Raw genomic sequence first — 17,624 nt, forward strand, 5'->3', positions numbered from 1 at the left:
CCGCTTGCGCACTATTTTCGATAAGCTCCGTTTCCTTCCTCTCTTGCTGGGGATGGTCTATTTGCTGCTTAGCATCGCTCTATTTTTCATTGGGCCTTTCGATTGGCCGGTCAATAATCGGGGAGATGTACTATTCTTCCTGTTGGTCGTGATGGTCGCGTTGTGTGGTGGATATCTGCTTGGAAGTTTTATGCGTCCTCCGGGAGGCGCGCTTGGCCATTGGCGTTTGTACTATCGCCTCGGTGCGTTACTGAGTATCGCGCTTTTGTTCCCTGCCACCTACGCGTATACCGGAAAGTGGCCTTGGCACGTGGCCAATGTGCTAGGAAATCAGGGGGTGGCATATGAGGAGATGCTCGCCGCCTTGGAGGCCAATGAGTCAGGAATTCGTAGTTATATTGCCATAGCGAGGGCTCTGGCAGCCCCTTTCGTATGTTGTGTGGTTCCTTTTGCGATTCTCCACTGGCGTTCTCTGCGACTCTTGGATGTTCTGCTGTTGCTAGGGCATATTGGTGCCGTCCTTGTATTTTCCCTGATGCGGGGCACGGATAGGGAGACGGGAGATCTGCTGGTGTCTGTGCTGGCTGCCGCGATGATCTTGGCCTCACAGGCCTTTGCCAGGCTAGGTCGTTTCCCGCTCAACACTGGCAAGGCCCTGGTGGCGTTGGCCTTTGTGTCCGTCATAGTTTTTTCAACCCTTTCTCTGTTCATCGAACGTAAGGAGGCGCGGATGGGGGGGAATGATGTATTCTGTGTCGCAGAGGGTGTAGTGTGTTCTCAGCGTCCACTCATGGTGGAACCGGGCGCGGGTCGACTCAGCTTTACAGCAGAAATGCTTACCGCGTACATGGCCCAAGGCTATTATGGTTTATCCTTGGCGTTGAATGCGGATTTCACCTCCACCATGGGGGCAGGGCACTCCGCTTTTATAATGAGCACCATTTCCAAAGTCTTCGGTGATGATCTTTATATGGATAGCTACCAGCACAAGGTCGATATGGCCGGTTGGAGCGACAAGTCCCAATGGTCAACCATGTTTACCTGGATCGCGAGTGATGTTGGATTTCCAGCGGTGCCGTTGTTTATTTTTGTTCTGGGTTTTCTTTGGGCGAGTGCATGGAAAAGTGCGGTGCTATGGAGGAGTGAGTCTGGGGCGTTAGTGTTTATATTTTTAACGCTCTCGATACTTTATATGCCTGCAAATAACCAGTTGACTCAAACGCTTGACTCATATTTTGCATTTCTTTTTTGGCTGTTGGCATGGGGGCTACAGCGGCGAAATGCGTCAAGTGATAGATAGAATATTAACCGAGATTTCGTGAGGTTTTCATGTTTAAAGGCAAAGTTCTGCTGATTACTGGAGGGACCGGCTCTTTTGGAAATGCCGTGCTTAAGCGTTTCCTTGATAGTGATATCGCTGAAATTCGCGTATTTAGTCGAGATGAAAAAAAGCAAGACGATATGCGCAAACGCTATGCGAGTAGCAAGCTGAAATTTTATATTGGCGACGTGCGCGACTACCAAAGCATCCTCAATGCCAGTCGTGGTGTCGACTTTATTTATCACGCTGCTGCCTTGAAGCAGGTGCCATCTTGCGAGTTTCACCCGCTGGAAGCGGTCAAGACCAATGTTTTGGGGACCGAAAACGTGCTTGAGGCGGCGATTCAGAATGGCGTGAAGCGCGTGGTCTGTCTGAGCACTGACAAGGCCGTGTATCCCATCAATGCCATGGGTATTTCCAAAGCCATGATGGAAAAAGTGATGGTCGCCAAGTCGCGTAGTGTCGATAGTGACCGCACGGTGATTTGTGGCACTCGTTATGGCAATGTGATGGCGTCCCGTGGCTCGGTCATTCCGTTGTTCATCGAGCAAGTTCGTGCGGGCAAACCACTAACGCTTACAGACCCGAGCATGACTCGGTTCATGATGACATTGTCCGACGCCGTCGACCTAGTGCTGTTCGCCTTCGAACATGGGAGCAACGGGGACCTGTTCGTACAGAAGGCGCCAGCGGCTACTGTACAAACGCTCGCTGAGGCCCTGACTCAACTGGTTGGCAAGCCTGAGCACCCTATCCAGGTAATCGGTACTCGTCACGGAGAGAAGCTTTACGAAGCTCTGCTGAGTCGTGAGGAAATGGCGTGTGCGCAGGATATGGGTGATTACTACCGCGTGCCGCCAGACCTGCGTGACTTGAACTACGCAAAATTTGTCGAGCAGGGAGAGGAAAAGATCTCTCGATCAGAAGACTATAACTCCCATAATACTGAGCGCCTGGATGTGGCAGGTATGCAGCAATTGCTGCTCAAACTCGATTTTATGCGCGCCATTCAGCGTGGCGAGCACGCGGTACCTGAGGAATAATTGATGAAGGTTCTGATCACGGGCGCTGATGGCTTTATTGGCAAGAACTTGCTGGTTCATCTGAAAGAGTGCAAGGATATTGCCGTCATTACCTTCACGCGTGATGACGATCTGTCCAGTCTGCCGGCTAAAGTGGGGCAGGTGGATTTTGTGTTCCATTTGGCGGGTGTCAATCGGCCAAAGGATCCTGAGGAATTTGTCGCTGGCAACCTGGATCTCACACGTGCTTTGGCCGAAGCCATCAAGGCCGGTGGTAAGCCGGTCCCTCTGCTTTATACGTCTTCCACCCAAGCGGAAATGGATAATGTGTATGGCTTGAGCAAGCGTGGTGCAGAGGATGTATTGCGTGATCTGGCGGCTTCCACGGGTTCGCCGGTTTACCTTTATCGACTTCCGAATGTATTTGGTAAATGGGCGCGGCCGAACTATAACTCGGCGGTGGCCACGTTTTGCCATAATATTGCCCGTGATCTACCCATTCAGATCAACGATCCGGATGCTCGCGTCAATCTGGTTTATATCGATGATGTCATTACTTCTTTCCTTCAGGTAATGCAGAGCAAGCGATTGGGAGAGACATTCATACCGGTTGAGCCTCAGTATAACGTTAGTGTTGGGGAAATCGCCGATTACCTCAATGCCTTCCATGCCAGCCGGGGAAGCCTGATTACCGAGGCCGTAGGCACAGGTTTCTTACGTGCACTTTATTCGACCTATGTCAGCTATCTGCCGCAGGAGCGCTTTACGTACGAGGTACCTCGCTACGGGGATGAGCGCGGTGTGTTCGTTGAAATGCTCAAAACCAGAGACAGTGGTCAGTTCTCATTTTTCACGGCGCACCCCGGTGTCACCCGTGGTGGCCATTATCACCATACCAAGACCGAAAAGTTTCTGGTGATCAAAGGCAAGGCCAGTTTTCGTTTCCGCCACGTGATCTCCGGTGCATTCTACGAGTTGCAGACATCCGGCGAGAGGCCTGTGATCGTTGAAACGGTACCGGGTTGGACGCACGACATTACCAACATCGGTGATGAAGAGATTGTCGTCATGCTCTGGGCCAACGAGATCTTCGATCGTGAGCTGCCTGATACGTATGCAATGCCGTTGAACGCTTGAGTGCGGCTCTTTAAGGAATTGAAATGAAAAAACTGAAAATTGTTACCGTTGTCGGAACCCGTCCGGAAATTATCCGTCTTTCTCGAGTAATGGCGGCTCTGGACGTGCATTGCGAGAATGTTCTGGTTCATACCGGTCAGAATTACGACTATGAGTTGAATGAGATATTTTTTCAGGATCTCGGAATTCGCAAACCTGACCATTTCCTTAACGCTGCGGGTAGCACAGGCGCGGAAACCATTGGTAATGTGATTATAGCGGTTGACAAAGTATTGGCGGACGTCCAACCGGAAGCTTTGTTGGTTCTAGGGGATACCAACAGTTGCATGGCCGTGATTCCGGCAAAGCGTCGTAAGATTCCGACTTTCCACATGGAGGCCGGTAACCGTTGCTTCGATATGCGTGTACCGGAAGAAATCAATCGTCGTATCGTCGATCATACAGCTGACATCAATCTAACCTACAGCACGATCGCTCGCGATTATCTGTTGCGTGAAGGCCTGTCCCCAGACATGGTCATCAAGACCGGAAGCCCAATGTTCGAGGTGCTCAATCACTACCGCGCCTCTATCGATGCATCGGATGTGCTGCAGCGGCTTGGGGTCGAAGAAGGACGCTTCTTCGTGGTCAGTGCGCATCGTGAAGAGAATATTGACACAGAGACAAGCTTCCTCAAGCTGGTGGACGTACTCAATACTGTCGCGCAGCAATATGATTTGCCGATAATCGTATCCACCCATCCACGTACGCAGAAGCGTGTGGATGCCTTGGGCATCAAGTTCCACGCCAATGTGCGATTGCTCAAGCCGTTGGGCTTTACCGACTATAATAAGCTGCAGCTCTCTGCCAAGGCCGTACTGTCCGACAGCGGTACCATCAACGAGGAGTCGTCTATCCTCAACTTCCCTGCGCTGAACCTGCGCGAAGCCCATGAGCGCCCCGAGGGCATGGAAGAGGCCGCGGTCATGATGGTTGGGCTGGAGTCGGAGCGTGTGCTGCAAGGGCTGAGTATTCTTGAGTCGCAGGCTAGGGGAGAGGAGCGTGTGCTGCGGTTGGTCGAGGATTACAGCATGCCTAATGTCGCCGAGAAAGTGGTCCGGATTATCCATAGTTACCGTGACTATGTGATGCGTACCGTTTGGAGAAGGTACTGATTCGAATGGCTGTCCGTGTTCTCTTGTTGGCCCAATGGTTTGACCCCGAACCGACCTTCAAGGGCCTTGTTTTTGCCAGGAAACTGGTAGAGCAGGGTTTCGATGTAGAGGTTGTCACAGGGTTTCCGAATTACCCTGGCGGTCAATTGTACCCGGGTTACAAGATTAAACTGCTGCAGCGGGAAGTCATCGACGGTGTAAGGGTCGTCCGGGTACCGCTTTATCCCAGTCACGGGCAGAGCGGTGTAGGACGAGTCCTGAACTATGTCAGCTTTGCTGCCTGCAGCTTGCTGTACGGGCTCTTTGGCGCAAAGCGTCCTGATGTCATCTACGCCTACCATCCCCCCCTGACAGTGGGCATCGCCGCTGCTCTTATTCGAGTGCTGCGTCGGGTGCCCGTGGTTTACGATATCCAGGATATGTGGCCGGATACGCTCAAGGCTACAGGCATGTTTTCCAATGCGAGGGCGTTGAGGGCTGTTGCGCATGCCTGTAATTGGGTGTATCGGCGGGTCGATCAGATTGTTGTGCTATCGCCTGGATTCAAGCGCTTGTTGATCCAGCGTGGGGTGCCTGAGCGCAAGATCGATGTGATCTATAACTGGTGTGCGGAAGACATGATCAACGTGCCCGAGACGCCGAGGTCTGTAGGCTTGGCGGAACCCGGGGAGTTTTGTGTTCTGTTTGCTGGAAACATGGGTAAAGCTCAGGCGCTTGAGGCCGTCCTTGTCGCCGCAGAGTTGTTGCAGGCCAGGGGGGCGCGAGCAAGGTTCGTGTTCCTTGGCGGCGGTGTTGAAGTTCAGCATCTCAAAACGCTCGCAGCGTCGATGAAGTTGCAGAACGTGACGTTTCTGCCGGGTGTGCCCATGGCTCAGGTGGGCGCCTACCTCAACCATGCGGACGCACTATTGGTTCATCTGAAAAAGGATCCGCTGTTCACCATTACCATCCCCTCCAAGACACAGGCTTACATGGCTGCGGGCAAGCCCTTGTTGATGGCGGTCGATGGAGACGCCGCCGACCTTGTGCGGGAGGCGGGATGTGGAATCGTCTGCGAGTCGGAGTGCCCTGAGGCACTGGCTACGGCTGTCGTCGAGCTGATGCAGGTTTCTTTGCAGGAGCGCCAGGCCATGGCCGAGAAAGGGAAGGCGTTCTACAGAGAGCAATTGTCGCTTGAGGTTGGCACACGGCGTTTTGGCACTCACTTCAGTCGTCTCGCTGGGCGAGACGGCATAAGTCGTGACTGACTTACGGTTTTCCCTTAGGAAAGAGGCTTTCGATGCTTAAACGCTCTTTCGACATCCTGGCAGCGGGCGTCGGTCTATTAGTTCTTTTGCCCGTCATTGCTGTCGTGGCATTCATGATCAGTTTCAGGCTCGGCAGGCCGGTTCTGTTTCGACAGGTTCGGCCCGGTCTCGAGGGCAGGCCATTCGAGATGGTCAAGTTCCGAACGATGCTTGATGCGGTCGATGCTGATGGCAAGGCGCTGCCTGACGCCCAGCGGATGACCTCATTCGGCAGTTTCTTGCGCTCCAGCAGTTTGGACGAGCTGCCGGAGCTGTGGAACGTACTCAAAGGTGATATGAGCCTAGTTGGGCCACGCCCGTTGCTGATGGAGTATTTGCCGTTGTATGACACGCAGCAGCGGCGCCGTCATGAGGTTCGCCCAGGTGTTACTGGTTGGGCGCAGGTCAACGGCCGCAACGCACTGACTTGGGAAGAAAAATTCAATTTTGATGTCTGGTATGTCGAGAATCGTTCATTCTGGCTGGACCTGAAGATCATCATGCTGACGATCAGGAAGGTCCTGATTCGTGACGGTATCAGTGCTGAGGGCGAGGTGACTATGTCCAAGTTTACCGGGACACGCAAATGAACAGGCGACTCGCTATCCTGGGTGCCAGTGGACATGGCAAAGTGGTTGCCGATGCTGCGCAGGTAGGTGGCTGGGCGTCCATCGAGTTTTTTGATGATGCGTGGCCTGAGCGTTCCAGCAATGGTGTTTGGCCTGTTATTGGCAGTGGTGCTCAGTTGTTGGATCGGGTCAGTGAATTTGATGGCGTGATCGTGGCTATAGGCGCCAACGCCGTACGTCGACAAAAGCTCGAGCGGCTGCGCAATCAGGGGGCTGCACTGGTGTCCATTGTTCACCCTTCAGCAGTTGTTAGTCCTCATGCTGTGGTGGGAGAGGGCTCGGTGGTTTTCGCTACCGCGGTTGTAAACGCCTTCAGCAGAATTGGCGAAGGGGCGATACTTAATACCGGCTGCAGTGTCGATCACGATTGCGACCTGGGAGCTTGCGTGCATGTCAGCCCTGGCGCCAGGCTTGCCGGGGGGGTCACTGTCGGTGACGAGAGCTGGATAGGTATGGGCGCCAGCGTGAGGCAATTAGTGGCGATTGGTTCGCAGGTAGTCGTTGGTGCCGGTGCCGCCGTCGTCAGTGACATCTCTGATAATATGACGGTCGCAGGTGTTCCCGCGCGCGAGCTCGTCAAATAGTCGAGACCCTTGTTCTAGTTCATGGACGCAGGGGGGCCCTTGATCGATCAATTTCCATATAGTAGGTAGATAGTTGTGCTGAATACTCCCTTTTCCTCGTGGCCATCCTTCACCGACGAGGAGGCCGAGGCTGTTCGTGGCGTCGTGCTTTCCAACAAGGTCAATTACTGGACGGGCCAGGAGTGCCGGAAGTTTGAGGAGGAGTTCGCGAGCTGGGTTGGGACAGAGTATGCTATCGCCTTGGCCAATGGCACGGTTGCTTTGGATTTGGCCCTGCATGCGCTGGAGATCGGTGAAGGCGATGAGGTGATCGTGACATCGCGGACCTTCTTGGCCTCGGTATCCAGTATTGTCAATGCTGGAGCTGTTCCGGTTTTTGCTGACGTTGATCGTGAGTCGCAGAATATCACCGCGCAATCCATACAGGCCGTGCTTACCCCTCGGACCCGCGGCATCATCTGCGTCCATCTGGCCGGCTGGCCCTGCGATATGGATCCGATCATGGAGTTGGCAGCCAAACATGATTTGAAAGTCATCGAGGACTGCGCTCAGGCCCATGGTGCTACCTACAAGGGTGTATCAGTCGGCTCGATCGGCCATGTCGCAGCTTGGTCTTTCTGTCAGGATAAGATCATGACTACTGGTGGCGAGGGGGGCATGGTAACGACCAACGATCGTGAACTCTGGGCCGCCATGTGGGCTTATAAAGATCATGGCAAGAGCTGGGAGGCAGTTTACGAGCGTGATCATGCGCCTGGGTTTCGGTGGCTGCATGAAAGCTTTGGCACGAATTGGCGCATGCTGGAAATGCAGGGAACGATAGGGCGGATTCAATTACGCCGCATGCCTCTATGGCATTCTGCCCGCGTTGCGAATGCGGCGGCGATCTGGGAGTGTGCGGCTGGCCTGCCTGGTCTGCGTGTTCCTCGTGTCGGAGAGGGAATTGGTCATGCAGCCTACAAGTGCTATGTCTTCGTTGAGCCGGAAAGGCTGGATCCACAATGGTCCCGTAATCGTATCATCAACGAAATAGTCTCGCGTGGTGTGCCCTGTTATTCAGGTTCGTGCTCTGAGGTCTATCTCGAAAAGGCTTTTGATGGCACCGGCTGGCGTCCAGATACTCGTCTTCCTGTCGCTAAAGAACTTGGCGATACCAGCATCATGTTCTTGGTGCATCCGACCTTGACGAGCGAAGAAATTGAAAAGTCTTGCCAAGTACTGCGTGAGGTCATGGCTCTGGCAGTCAGAAGCTGACCAATTAAGTCAGGGCTGGCTTCAAGATGAATGTGGGAACATTGGGTTCAAAGGATGATTGACGGATTGCGCGCTTGGTTGTTGAACTTGCCTCGGCGTCGGAAACGCCTGCTTCAGGTCATAACAGACGTCTTTCTGGTCTGGGGAGCTCTGTGGCTGGCGTTTTTGGTTCGGCTGGGGATAGACGATCTGGCTAATCCGCTTCTAGACCATGGTTGGTTATTCATTGCGGCCCCTGTCGTCGCTATTCCGCTGTTCATCCGTTTTGGGATGTACCGAGCGGTGATGCGTTATTTCGGGAATGATGCATTGCTGACCATTATCAAGGCGGTCAGCTTATCTTCTTTGATATTGGGTTTATTTGTCTATTGGTATAGCAATCATCAGAATCTCGTTCCGCGGTCGATCATTTTCAACTATTGGTGGTTGAGTATGATTATGATCGGCGGATTGCGATTGGCGATGCGTCAGTACTTTTTGGGCGACTGGTTTTCTGCTGCTCAGCATGTCCCGTTCACCAGTCGTGACGACGGTCTGCCTAGGGTTGCCATTTACGGTGCCGGTGCCGCAGGTAATCAGCTGATTGCGGCCTTGCGCATTGGTAAGGCAATGCGTCCTGTTGCATTCATTGATGATGATGACTCTATCGCCGACAGGGTGATATCTGGCTTATTGGTCTATAAGCCGGAGCATATTCAACGCATGATCAATGAAACAGGCGCTCAAGAAGTACTTCTGGCAATCCCGTCGGCGTCGCGTTCGCGTCGACGAGAAATACTCGATTATTTGGAAGGACTGTCGGTACATGTGCGCAGTGTACCGGGCTTCATGGATTTGGCCAGTGGTCGTGTCAAGGTAGATGACATTCAGGAAGTCGATATTGCAGACCTGCTTGGGCGTGATCCGGTGCCGGCCCAGGCCGACCTGCTTGAGCGTTGCGTTCATGGCAAGGTGGTATTGGTTACGGGGGCTGGAGGATCGATTGGTTCCGAGCTTTGTCGGCAGATACTCAGTCTTGCACCTAGAACCTTACTGTTGTTTGAGCACAGTGAGTTCAATCTGTACAGCATCATGGCGGAGCTTGAGCAGAGTGTGATTCGAGAGGGGCTATCCACCCAGCTATTGCCTATTCTTGGCTCAGTGCGTAACCAGTCTCAACTGTTTGAAATTATGAAGGTTTGGCATGTGGATACTGTCTATCATGCTGCGGCTTATAAGCATGTCCCGATGGTGGAGCACAATATTGCTGAGGGCGTGCTCAATAATGTTATCGGTACACTCAGCACTGCGCAGGCTGCGTTGCAGGCGGGGGTGGCTAACTTCGTATTGATTTCCACTGACAAGGCAGTCCGCCCGACCAATGTGATGGGGAGCACCAAGCGACTCGCAGAGATGACGCTTCAGGCCTTGAGCCGAGAAATCGCTCCCGTACTATTCGGTGATTCAAGTAATGTGTCTCACGTGAACAAGACACGTTTCACGATGGTTCGTTTTGGTAATGTACTGGGCTCTTCCGGTTCGGTTATTCCTTTATTCCACAAGCAGATCAAAACCGGAGGGCCGCTAACGGTAACCCATCCAAAAATCACCCGTTACTTCATGACCATTCCAGAAGCGGCGCAGTTGGTTATTCAGGCAGGCTCCATGGGGCAGGGCGGGGATGTGTTTGTATTGGACATGGGGGCGCCAGTGAAAATTGTTGAGCTGGCGGAAAAAATGATTCATCTCTCAGGGCTCAGCGTAAGAACAGACCGCAACCCCCATGGTGATGTGGCTATTGAATTTACAGGGCTGCGTCCCGGCGAGAAACTCTATGAGGAACTGCTGATAGGGGATAATGTTCTCGCAACGCGTCATCCTATGATTATGAGTGCGCAAGAAGACTTCTTAACATGGGATGTTCTGAGTTCCAAGTTGCAGGAGTTGCTTCATGCCATCTCGAGTGATGATTATACCCGTGTCAGGCAGTTGCTTCGCGAAACTGTAAGCGGGTACTCGCCCGATGGTGATATTGTGGATTGGATTTATCAGCAGCAACGCCTTGATCCAGGGGTTTGATTTTACTATTTGACAGTCAGGGCTGTTGCGTTGGGCATTGCTTTGCATCATGGAATTAGCCTTCTGCGGCTAGGCATGATGCGCTTCGCTAAAATGCATTGATTATTCGAAATCCTATAAAACTGTTGTTCAGCTTCAATGTGATGCCTCCTCTCCTTCGGCAGGCTGGTGGACATTTGCCCAATGTCCGATGCCATTCTGCGTGCCCTGCACGTTGTGGCCACTGTCGGTCATAGTTGGTCGTCGCCGCCAGTCAACCGTCACGTTAATCAATATGGCTGAGGGGCCGAGGCGGGTTGCAGCCCGGCGTGGGGCGGTGGGCTTCCTTCGATGCATTGTAAGCGCTCCATAAACCCCACGTAACCAACGATGGGCAGCGCACTTAGCTGTATATTTGAGGCATGCAATTCCACGGCAGCAGCGCGTCCGTAGTCTTCCAATGCGTGGCGCAGCCACGCATAAGGCTCTTTGCCGTTAGCTTTGGCCGTCTCGACCAAGCGGCTGGGAAGCTGCGCACTGGCCGTCGCCCCTCTGGGCGTGTCATTGAACAATCAGTTCTTTTCCCGATGACAAACGGGGCGGATCGCACGCTCGGCTGCGTTGTTGTCGATCGGCAAGTAGCCGTGCTCGACGTAGCATTCCAATTTGCTCCAGTTGCTGGCCAAGTAGCCGATGGCCATGCCCAAAGCATTCTGCGTCGTGACCTGAGGTTGCGTTTTCTCTACCCAGTTTTTCAGCTGAATCAGCAATGGCAGGCTGTGCTCCATGCGGGCAACCTTACGATCTTCGTCGCCAGTCCTTCAAGTCGCGTTCGACGCCATAGAGCTTATTGGTCAGGTTCAATGCGATGTTAGCGCGTCCTGTTTTGCCCTTGGGCTGTATTTTCTATGCTTCGACGAACTTGCGCGACGCATGCGCCCATCAGCCCACCCGCTCCAGGCCGTTCTGTGCAGCCAGTGCGTTGTAATCGACGTAGTCGTCGGTCATGACATAACCGCGATAGCTATCCAGCAGGTGCATCGGCACCTCCTGTGTTCGGCTGGTGGAGTAGTCGAAAAGGATCACCGGGCGATCAGGTGAGCCGCCGGTTTGTACCCACATCCAGGATTGGCAGCTGGGCTCACGACCAGGCTCTTTCAACACCTGCACACGTCTTTGATCACAGTGGATGATCCGACTGTTCAACAGGCTTTCGCGCATCAGGTTCAGCAGCGGCTGAAAGTGCTTGCTGCATTGAATCACCCAGCATGCCAGCGTTGGGTGCGAGATATCGATACCGTGGCGCCCCTAGCACTTTTTCGAAGCGATGAAGCGATAGGCCATCTACGTATTTGGTAGTCAGCAGCATGGCCAGCACACTCGGACTGGCCATGCTTTTCTCGATCATCTGGGCGGGCTTGTCCGTCGTTGCGGGCGCTAATTCGCAATCGCGGCAACCGTACACCTTGCGAACATGCTTGATGACCAAGAATCTGCATCGGGACGATTTTAAGCTGTTCGCTAACTTCTTCACTGATGGCATATTTGCGGCAGTCGCAAGCGCAAGTCAGTTCATGCTCGGGCAGTTCGTGGACAACTTCGATACGCGGCAAATCGGCCGGCAGCGTTTTGCGTTTGCCACGGCGCCTGGTCGGTGCAACGACTTCTTCGTCGCCGGCCTCATCCAAGGGTTCGGCGAGGCTTTCCGCTTCGTCGAAGAGCGGCAACTGTGGCGTCGCCGCATCGCCTGTCCGCTCGGTCTTGCGCCCGGACGGACGCTGGCGCAACAGCGCAACTTCCTCTTCGAGATGAAAAATCTTGCCCTTGTCGGACGCGGGCTCGTTGATCCTCTGCTCAAGCAGTTGCTTGAGCAGAACAGGATCGTCAGGGAGGTCTTCGGGCATGGAAATCATGCCGCGGATTTACCGAATCAGGCGACGTATCAAGGCGTCAAAACCTGATGCGGACAGTTTCGCCAGAGGTCGAAGCCGTCGAGTAGCAGTTCAGTTCCTGAACGGTCAGGGCAATGACTTCATCAGTGACATCAGGTGAGGTTTTGAAACGTTCGGACTCCAAGCGCTTGAGCCAGAGGCAGAAGCCGTTGCGTTCTCAATATAAGATCTTCACGCGGTTGCGCGGCTTGTTGAGGAAAACGAAAAGCACTGGGTCGAACACCGCCACCTTGATATCGAGTTCGACCAGCGCGGCTAGGCCATCAATGGATTTTCGAAAATCGACGGGCTTGGGGTAGAGGTACACTTTTTCGACTTTGGCGTCGGGTCGGATCATGGTCGGCGAGCTTCACAAATAAATCGGGAGCACAGCATCCGAGATCAGTGGGTGCTTTGAATGTGGGGGTCACAGAGCGCTTACGTATTGTTGCGATATCACTATCGAAATCAGGGTCTGAATGATTTCCCATGCGGCAACGAATTTGAGGCTCGGAGTCTGGCTAGGGGGACTCCTGCTGGGGCGCTAATAGTGAGGTCGTCAGGTTTTGGAGGATGGTCTTGGTGGGTAATCGATGGCGTATGAGCTTATGCCTAGGGTATGATTACGCCGCAGTGCTTGAGTTTTATCCTCGGATTTCCTAGTCGGATTCACCTCGTTATTTTTACTGTCTAGGAAGGGTTTTTAACAAAATTACGCCGGATGGATATGTGGTTAAACATATTATATGGTTTTTATGTTCTTTTGTGCGTAATGGGTTTCTGGTTACGGCCGCTACCTTGTCCATGAGGGAAATCCAAGGCGCTCGCCATGAATAATCCAACTCATATCTGCTATTTTATATTGATCTGTAAGAGCGGGGTAATACTCTGCGCTCCCATCGTTCTTATGTTGCTGACTGATTTAAAGAGCGCCTGGCGTGCGCGTAAGAAGATTGACGCTGCGCCGGAGCGGTTTTACGCCTGGTCGGCAGTCTTATGGTGTTCGGTCCGATGGCGAGGGTGTGGAATATTTTAATATCTCAAGTGCTGCGCGCTTGTTTTTTCGTTCGGTAGGCTGGCAGCTTCTAAGGAAGCATAATCAGCGTGCTGTTGGCTAATGTTTCGAGGTGTTGACGCGGCATATTGAATTGTTCACTGCTATTGCGTCGGCAGGGAGGGGTGATGTTGGGTATTGGTGCTGTTGAGCGCTCTGAGGGTTTCGGAATCAGTGTTGTTGTACCTGTTTTTCGTAGCGAAGACATTTTGCTCACGCTTTACGAGCGTATATCTACGCAATTGGATAAGCTCACCGATGATTGGGAGTTGATTTTGGTTGACGATGCCAGTCCGGGTCGGGCTTGGCGAGTCGCGTCCGTGCTGTATGAGAAAGACGCCCGCGTGAAATGTGTACGTTTTGCACGAAATCACGGCCAACAACATGCGACCCTTTGCGGCTTGGGGTACGCCCGTAAAACGTATGTCATTACAATTGATGATGATTTGCAATGCTATCCAGAGGATATACCACTGTTCATTGACCAGCTAAAGGCTGGTAAGTGCGTGGTGATAGGGAAAATCGAAAAGTCTGAGAAGCAACATCACTGGTGGAGAAATATAGGCTCTCGGGTAAATCAGCGATTGGCTGGGCGTATCATTGGAAAGCCGGAGACACTGGCGCTTTCCAGTTTTCGGGCCATGACGCTCGATGTCGCCAAAAAGCTAACTGCCTATAAAGGGGCGCATCCACACATCGCGGCGATGATTTTCAAGTCTGTGCCGCACTCGTTAATTTGCAATGTTGTGATCCGGCATGCTGAGCGTGAAGACGGGAAGGCATCTTCTTATTCACTGCCTAAGCTGATAAAAACTCTTTCTTATCTTGTGATCAATCATTCCTACATGCCCTTGCGCTTTATGATCGGTTGGGGGGTCACGGTAAGCATTTTAAGCATGGCTTATGCTCTGTGGGTTCTCGTTCATGGTCTGATCGATGGCTATTCATTACCGGGATGGGCCTCGTTGGCTGTGCTGGTGTCTTTCTTGTCGGGCAATATTTTGCTCGCCCTGGGGGTGTTGGGCGAGTATTTGGGGCGCCTGGTCGAGGAGGCCAGTAATATTGAGCAATTTTCTATATTTGAAGAGAAGCTTTGATGCAACCACAAGATAGTCTCCATCCTTTACGTGTCGGTGATTTTTTTCCTCCGGCTGCGATCATACGGGACGGCAATTTTGCCGCGCTTGACGAAGTAGACACCACCACCCCTGGGAGCCTTGTTTATTGCCAGAATCTGCACTATGTGAAAAAGGCAGTCGCCAATCCGCAGATTTCCGTCATCATTTGCTCAGCCGCCTTGGCGGGTGAGGTTGCTGATTCAAAAAAGGCAGTTATAGCGGCAGATGATCCGCGGCGTGAGTTTTTTGATTTATATCTTCGGTTGAAGGCGGAAGAGAAGTTGTTGCCACTGATGGATTTCGGCATTGGTGAGGGATGTCAGATTCATCCCAGTGCGGTGATTTCACCAAAGGCGTTCTTGGGTAAGCGGGTTACGGTAGGTGCCCATGCCGTCATTGAGGACTATTGCAGTATTGGTGATGATGTCGTAATCGGCCAACATGTAGTGGTGGGTGCAGAAGGATTGTTAACGATGCGTCGGCAGGACGGCAGTTTAGTATTTGTCAGTCATGCCGGCGGTGTCGAGATCGGCCAGGGTTGTCATATTCTGGCGGGGGCCGTCATTGCCAAATCGTTTTTCCGTCGTTTTACCCATATTGGCCAGCACAGTCAAATTGGCATTATGACTAATATTGGTCATGGCGCCTTCATCGGTGAGCAATGCGTGATATCGGGAAATTCGGTCATTGCCGGGCGTGCGCGAATTGCTGACAGGGTATGGGTCGGCACCTCTGCATCGGTCGCCCAAGGATTGTCTGTAGGTGAGGGGGCTCAGATCAAAATGGGCTCGGTAGTGGTGGGGGATATAGCGCCTCATGCTGTTGTATCTGGAAACTTTGCTGTTAATCATCGCGTTAGCATGATGCGGTATCTCAAAGGCACTATTTAATGAAGATGTATAAGCTTGAGCTCGGTTTCAAAGGGGCGCGGAAGTATATCCAGGGGCCTGATATTTTTAATCAAGTCATGCGCTGTGTTCCAGAGTTTCTTGTGGGCAGCGTGAGTGACATAGAATTTGTCATTCACCGAATGACGGGCAGTAATTTGGAAGCTCAGCTTCACGTGTCAGAGAAAGTCTTGTTAGCTGAGCCTGATGATGTTGCGATTATCAGGGTGGTTATTTCTGGGCAGCAATTGCAGGCGCGGGTTAAACCTACTGGTGGACAGCCAAGTATACGGGTTCCCTACGTTGAATCGGCAGTTACTGATCATTGTGCCGTCGATGTAGGCGATCGCACTATTCGATTGGTGCGTGATGGATCAGGCTTTAGTCCTGTTGAGATACTGATCTCGATGAACAAGGCCCTGCACCTTGCGGTACTCAACAAACCAGACGATACCAGTTGGGTCTTCTGTCGCTGGGATGGCCATGTGTGGCCGCTGCCTGCTGACTTGAGCGGCGTGACAGTGAGTTTGAAACAAACCCTGGGTACGCGCCTTACGCGCTCTGACGTGGAGTTGGATGGGCAGGTGCTGGGGCAGATCTACTTCAGTGCCAAAGGTACATCATGATCGGCATCAAAAGGATCGCTGCATATATACCACCCGGTCGTGTGGACAACTGTGCCCGTGCTGTACTCCAGAACAGGTCAATGAGCGTATTGGTTTTGAGTAGTTAGCACGCTTGGAGGAGGGTGAGGGTGCGTTGGACATGGCGGAACGTGCCTTTTTGCAGCTGCTGGCAGATTCGGCTATTGAACCTTCCAGCATCGAAGCGCTGGTTGTCATCACTCAGAATCCTGATCGCAACCTTCCGCACCTGTCGGCGGAGCTGCACGGAAGGGTCGGCCTGTCGGTGGGGTGTGTCTGCTTCGATGTGGGATTGGGGTGTTCCGGGTACGTAAATGGCCTGTCCTTATTGGCGGCATTCATGCAAGCTAACGGCATGAAGCGCGGTGTGCTGGTCACGGCCGACCCCTACTCGCGTATCGTGAATAGGGAGGACAAGGCTACCGCATGATTTTTGGCGATGCGGCCACCGCCACACTGTTGGATGATGATCCGCAGTATCGGTTGGGAAGGTTTACCATTGGTACACAAGGTGCTGATGCCGACAAAATTGCCTGCAATGACGACGTGCTTTTCATGAATGGGTGTGCGGTGTTCAATTTCGCCGCCGTGCGGGTGCCTGCCAGTATCAGAGAGTCCGTGACTGTCAACCGGCTCGGGCTGGAGGATATCGACAGGTTCTCTTGCATCAGGGCAGTCGCTACATCTTTGAGACGATCGCTGATCGCTTGCACCTGGAGCGGGAAAAGGTACCATTCTTGGCCGAAGCGTATGGCAATACCGTATCATCGTCCATTCCGTTGATGTTGCGTGAGCTGATGCAAATGCCAGGGCATACGCGTATGCTGCTGTGCGGATTTGGGTTGGGCCTTTCATGGGCTTGTACGGTTATTGAACGTAAGGAAATGAAAAATGCAAGTGACGCGTGACGATATCATTGGAATCATCCGAGAGGCCAAGGTGGTCGAGTCTCCGGAGGCGCTGCGCTCGGATGTGAGCTTGACGGATCAGGGCATTGATTCCCTTGGTATGTTTAGTGTGGTTCTGGCTTTGCAGGAAAAGTATGCGATTGAAATTCCTGAGTCGGATATTGATGGTTTGAACTCGATTAACGATTTCATCGGTTATTTGAGCAAGTGCTTGACGTAGTTTTTATGGGGCGTGTAAAAGGCTTTTTTGTCGAGTTGCTGGAAAAGGCTTTTCGGTTTCAAATAATCAGATATGCCCTGGTTGGTGTGGTTAATAATTTCCGTGGATATTTGATCTATTTGCTGTTGACGTGGCTATGGCTTGACCCGAAAGTTGCGGTGATTTTCATGTATCCGATAGGGGCGGCCATGGCCTACTTCGGCCATGCTAGATATTCGTTTGCCTACAGCGGGAGCTCTTCTCGCGGTGTGATTCGCTATGTCATAGCCCATGCAATTGGTTATGCGGCTAATATTGGCATGATCTATCTGTTTGCGGATCTTCTCGGCTTCCCTCATCAGATTGTTCAGGCTGTGGCCATTTTTGTCGTCGCTGGTATTCTTTTTCTTTTGTTTCGTTACTTCGTATTCTCCAATCGAATCCAATCATTCTGAGCTC

Annotated in this window: 17 protein-coding genes and 2 pseudogenes; 17 read left to right on the plus strand and 2 right to left on the minus strand. The window is 52.6% G+C overall.

Features of this window, described 5'->3' with window-relative positions:
• Positions 1 to 4: 4 nt before the first annotated feature.
• The 9 genes from BLS27_RS06045 to BLS27_RS06085 all read left to right on the plus strand — a co-directional run bounded on the left by BLS27_RS06045 (position 5) and on the right by BLS27_RS06085 (position 10,445).
• Complete coding sequence (locus BLS27_RS06045) at positions 5 to 1,300, plus strand: hypothetical protein (RefSeq protein ID WP_090343679.1); 1,296 nt, start codon at positions 5 to 7, stop codon at positions 1,298 to 1,300.
• A 29-nt stretch (positions 1,301 to 1,329) separates the two neighbouring features.
• Complete coding sequence (locus BLS27_RS06050; RefSeq protein ID WP_090343684.1) at positions 1,330 to 2,364, plus strand: polysaccharide biosynthesis protein; 1,035 nt, start codon at positions 1,330 to 1,332, stop codon at positions 2,362 to 2,364.
• A 3-nt stretch (positions 2,365 to 2,367) separates the two neighbouring features.
• On the plus strand, positions 2,368 to 3,480 hold the full coding sequence (gene wbjC, locus BLS27_RS06055) for a UDP-2-acetamido-2,6-beta-L-arabino-hexul-4-ose reductase (RefSeq protein WP_090343686.1): 1,113 nt from the start codon (positions 2,368 to 2,370) through the stop codon (positions 3,478 to 3,480).
• Positions 3,481 to 3,503: 23 nt separating this feature from the next.
• On the plus strand, positions 3,504 to 4,634 hold the full coding sequence (wecB, locus tag BLS27_RS06060) for a non-hydrolyzing UDP-N-acetylglucosamine 2-epimerase (protein ID WP_090343688.1): 1,131 nt from the start codon (positions 3,504 to 3,506) through the stop codon (positions 4,632 to 4,634).
• Between the two features lie 5 nt (positions 4,635 to 4,639).
• Complete coding sequence (locus tag BLS27_RS06065; protein WP_090343689.1) at positions 4,640 to 5,881, plus strand: glycosyltransferase family 4 protein; 1,242 nt, start codon at positions 4,640 to 4,642, stop codon at positions 5,879 to 5,881.
• Between the two features lie 32 nt (positions 5,882 to 5,913).
• Positions 5,914 to 6,510 carry a sugar transferase gene (locus BLS27_RS06070; protein ID WP_090343690.1) on the plus strand — a complete coding sequence of 199 codons (597 nt, stop codon included), beginning with the start codon at positions 5,914 to 5,916 and terminating at the stop codon, positions 6,508 to 6,510.
• On the plus strand, positions 6,507 to 7,133 hold the full coding sequence (locus BLS27_RS06075) for an acetyltransferase (protein WP_090343692.1): 627 nt from the start codon (positions 6,507 to 6,509) through the stop codon (positions 7,131 to 7,133). Before BLS27_RS06070 ends, BLS27_RS06075 begins: the two co-directional genes overlap by 4 nt.
• Positions 7,134 to 7,208: 75 nt before the next feature.
• Positions 7,209 to 8,387 (plus strand): DegT/DnrJ/EryC1/StrS family aminotransferase, encoded by a 1,179-nt coding sequence (locus BLS27_RS06080; protein ID WP_090343694.1) that lies wholly within the window; start codon positions 7,209 to 7,211, stop codon positions 8,385 to 8,387.
• A 54-nt stretch (positions 8,388 to 8,441) separates the two neighbouring features.
• On the plus strand, positions 8,442 to 10,445 hold the full coding sequence (locus BLS27_RS06085; RefSeq protein WP_090343696.1) for a polysaccharide biosynthesis protein: 2,004 nt from the start codon (positions 8,442 to 8,444) through the stop codon (positions 10,443 to 10,445).
• A 382-nt stretch (positions 10,446 to 10,827) separates the two neighbouring features.
• Here the strand turns inward: BLS27_RS06085 and tnpC are convergent.
• Together tnpC and tnpB are read right to left on the minus strand one after the other, a co-directional pair.
• Positions 10,828 to 12,337: pseudogene (tnpC, locus tag BLS27_RS06090) on the minus strand (IS66 family transposase).
• Positions 12,338 to 12,374: 37 nt separating this feature from the next.
• Positions 12,375 to 12,713, minus strand: a pseudogene (gene tnpB / locus BLS27_RS23960) (IS66 family insertion sequence element accessory protein TnpB).
• Between the two features lie 824 nt (positions 12,714 to 13,537).
• Between tnpB and BLS27_RS06100 the strand changes: the two are divergent.
• The 8 genes from BLS27_RS06100 to BLS27_RS06130 all read left to right on the plus strand — a co-directional run bounded on the left by BLS27_RS06100 (position 13,538) and on the right by BLS27_RS06130 (position 17,620).
• A complete protein-coding gene (locus BLS27_RS06100) occupies positions 13,538 to 14,506 on the plus strand; it encodes a glycosyltransferase family 2 protein (RefSeq protein ID WP_090343698.1) in 969 nt (322 codons plus the stop codon).
• Positions 14,506 to 15,417, plus strand: a complete 912-nt coding sequence (locus BLS27_RS06105) for a DapH/DapD/GlmU-related protein (RefSeq protein ID WP_090343700.1) — start codon at positions 14,506 to 14,508, stop codon at positions 15,415 to 15,417. Before BLS27_RS06100 ends, BLS27_RS06105 begins: the two co-directional genes overlap by 1 nt.
• On the plus strand, positions 15,417 to 16,040 hold the full coding sequence (locus BLS27_RS06110; protein WP_090343702.1) for a hypothetical protein: 624 nt from the start codon (positions 15,417 to 15,419) through the stop codon (positions 16,038 to 16,040). The genes BLS27_RS06105 and BLS27_RS06110 overlap by 1 nt, the downstream gene beginning before the upstream one ends.
• 139 nt (positions 16,041 to 16,179) lie before the next feature.
• A complete protein-coding gene (locus BLS27_RS06115) occupies positions 16,180 to 16,488 on the plus strand; it encodes a beta-ketoacyl-[acyl-carrier-protein] synthase family protein (RefSeq protein ID WP_139205742.1) in 309 nt (102 codons plus the stop codon).
• Entirely contained in the window at positions 16,485 to 16,841 is a 357-nt protein-coding gene (locus BLS27_RS23965) for a beta-ketoacyl-[acyl-carrier-protein] synthase family protein (protein WP_244155215.1), read from the plus strand. Before BLS27_RS06115 ends, BLS27_RS23965 begins: the two co-directional genes overlap by 4 nt.
• Positions 16,766 to 16,966 carry a 3-oxoacyl-[acyl-carrier-protein] synthase III C-terminal domain-containing protein gene (locus BLS27_RS24160; protein WP_425262097.1) on the plus strand — a complete coding sequence of 67 codons (201 nt, stop codon included), beginning with the start codon at positions 16,766 to 16,768 and terminating at the stop codon, positions 16,964 to 16,966. Before BLS27_RS23965 ends, BLS27_RS24160 begins: the two co-directional genes overlap by 76 nt.
• Complete coding sequence (locus BLS27_RS06125; RefSeq protein WP_090343708.1) at positions 16,950 to 17,186, plus strand: acyl carrier protein; 237 nt, start codon at positions 16,950 to 16,952, stop codon at positions 17,184 to 17,186. The genes BLS27_RS24160 and BLS27_RS06125 overlap by 17 nt, the downstream gene beginning before the upstream one ends.
• Entirely contained in the window at positions 17,174 to 17,620 is a 447-nt protein-coding gene (locus BLS27_RS06130; protein WP_208599405.1) for a GtrA family protein, read from the plus strand. Before BLS27_RS06125 ends, BLS27_RS06130 begins: the two co-directional genes overlap by 13 nt.
• Positions 17,621 to 17,624 lie beyond the last annotated feature (4 nt).

Source organism: Pseudomonas guariconensis (assembly GCF_900102675.1).
Lineage (GTDB): Bacteria > Pseudomonadota > Gammaproteobacteria > Pseudomonadales > Pseudomonadaceae > Aquipseudomonas > Aquipseudomonas guariconensis.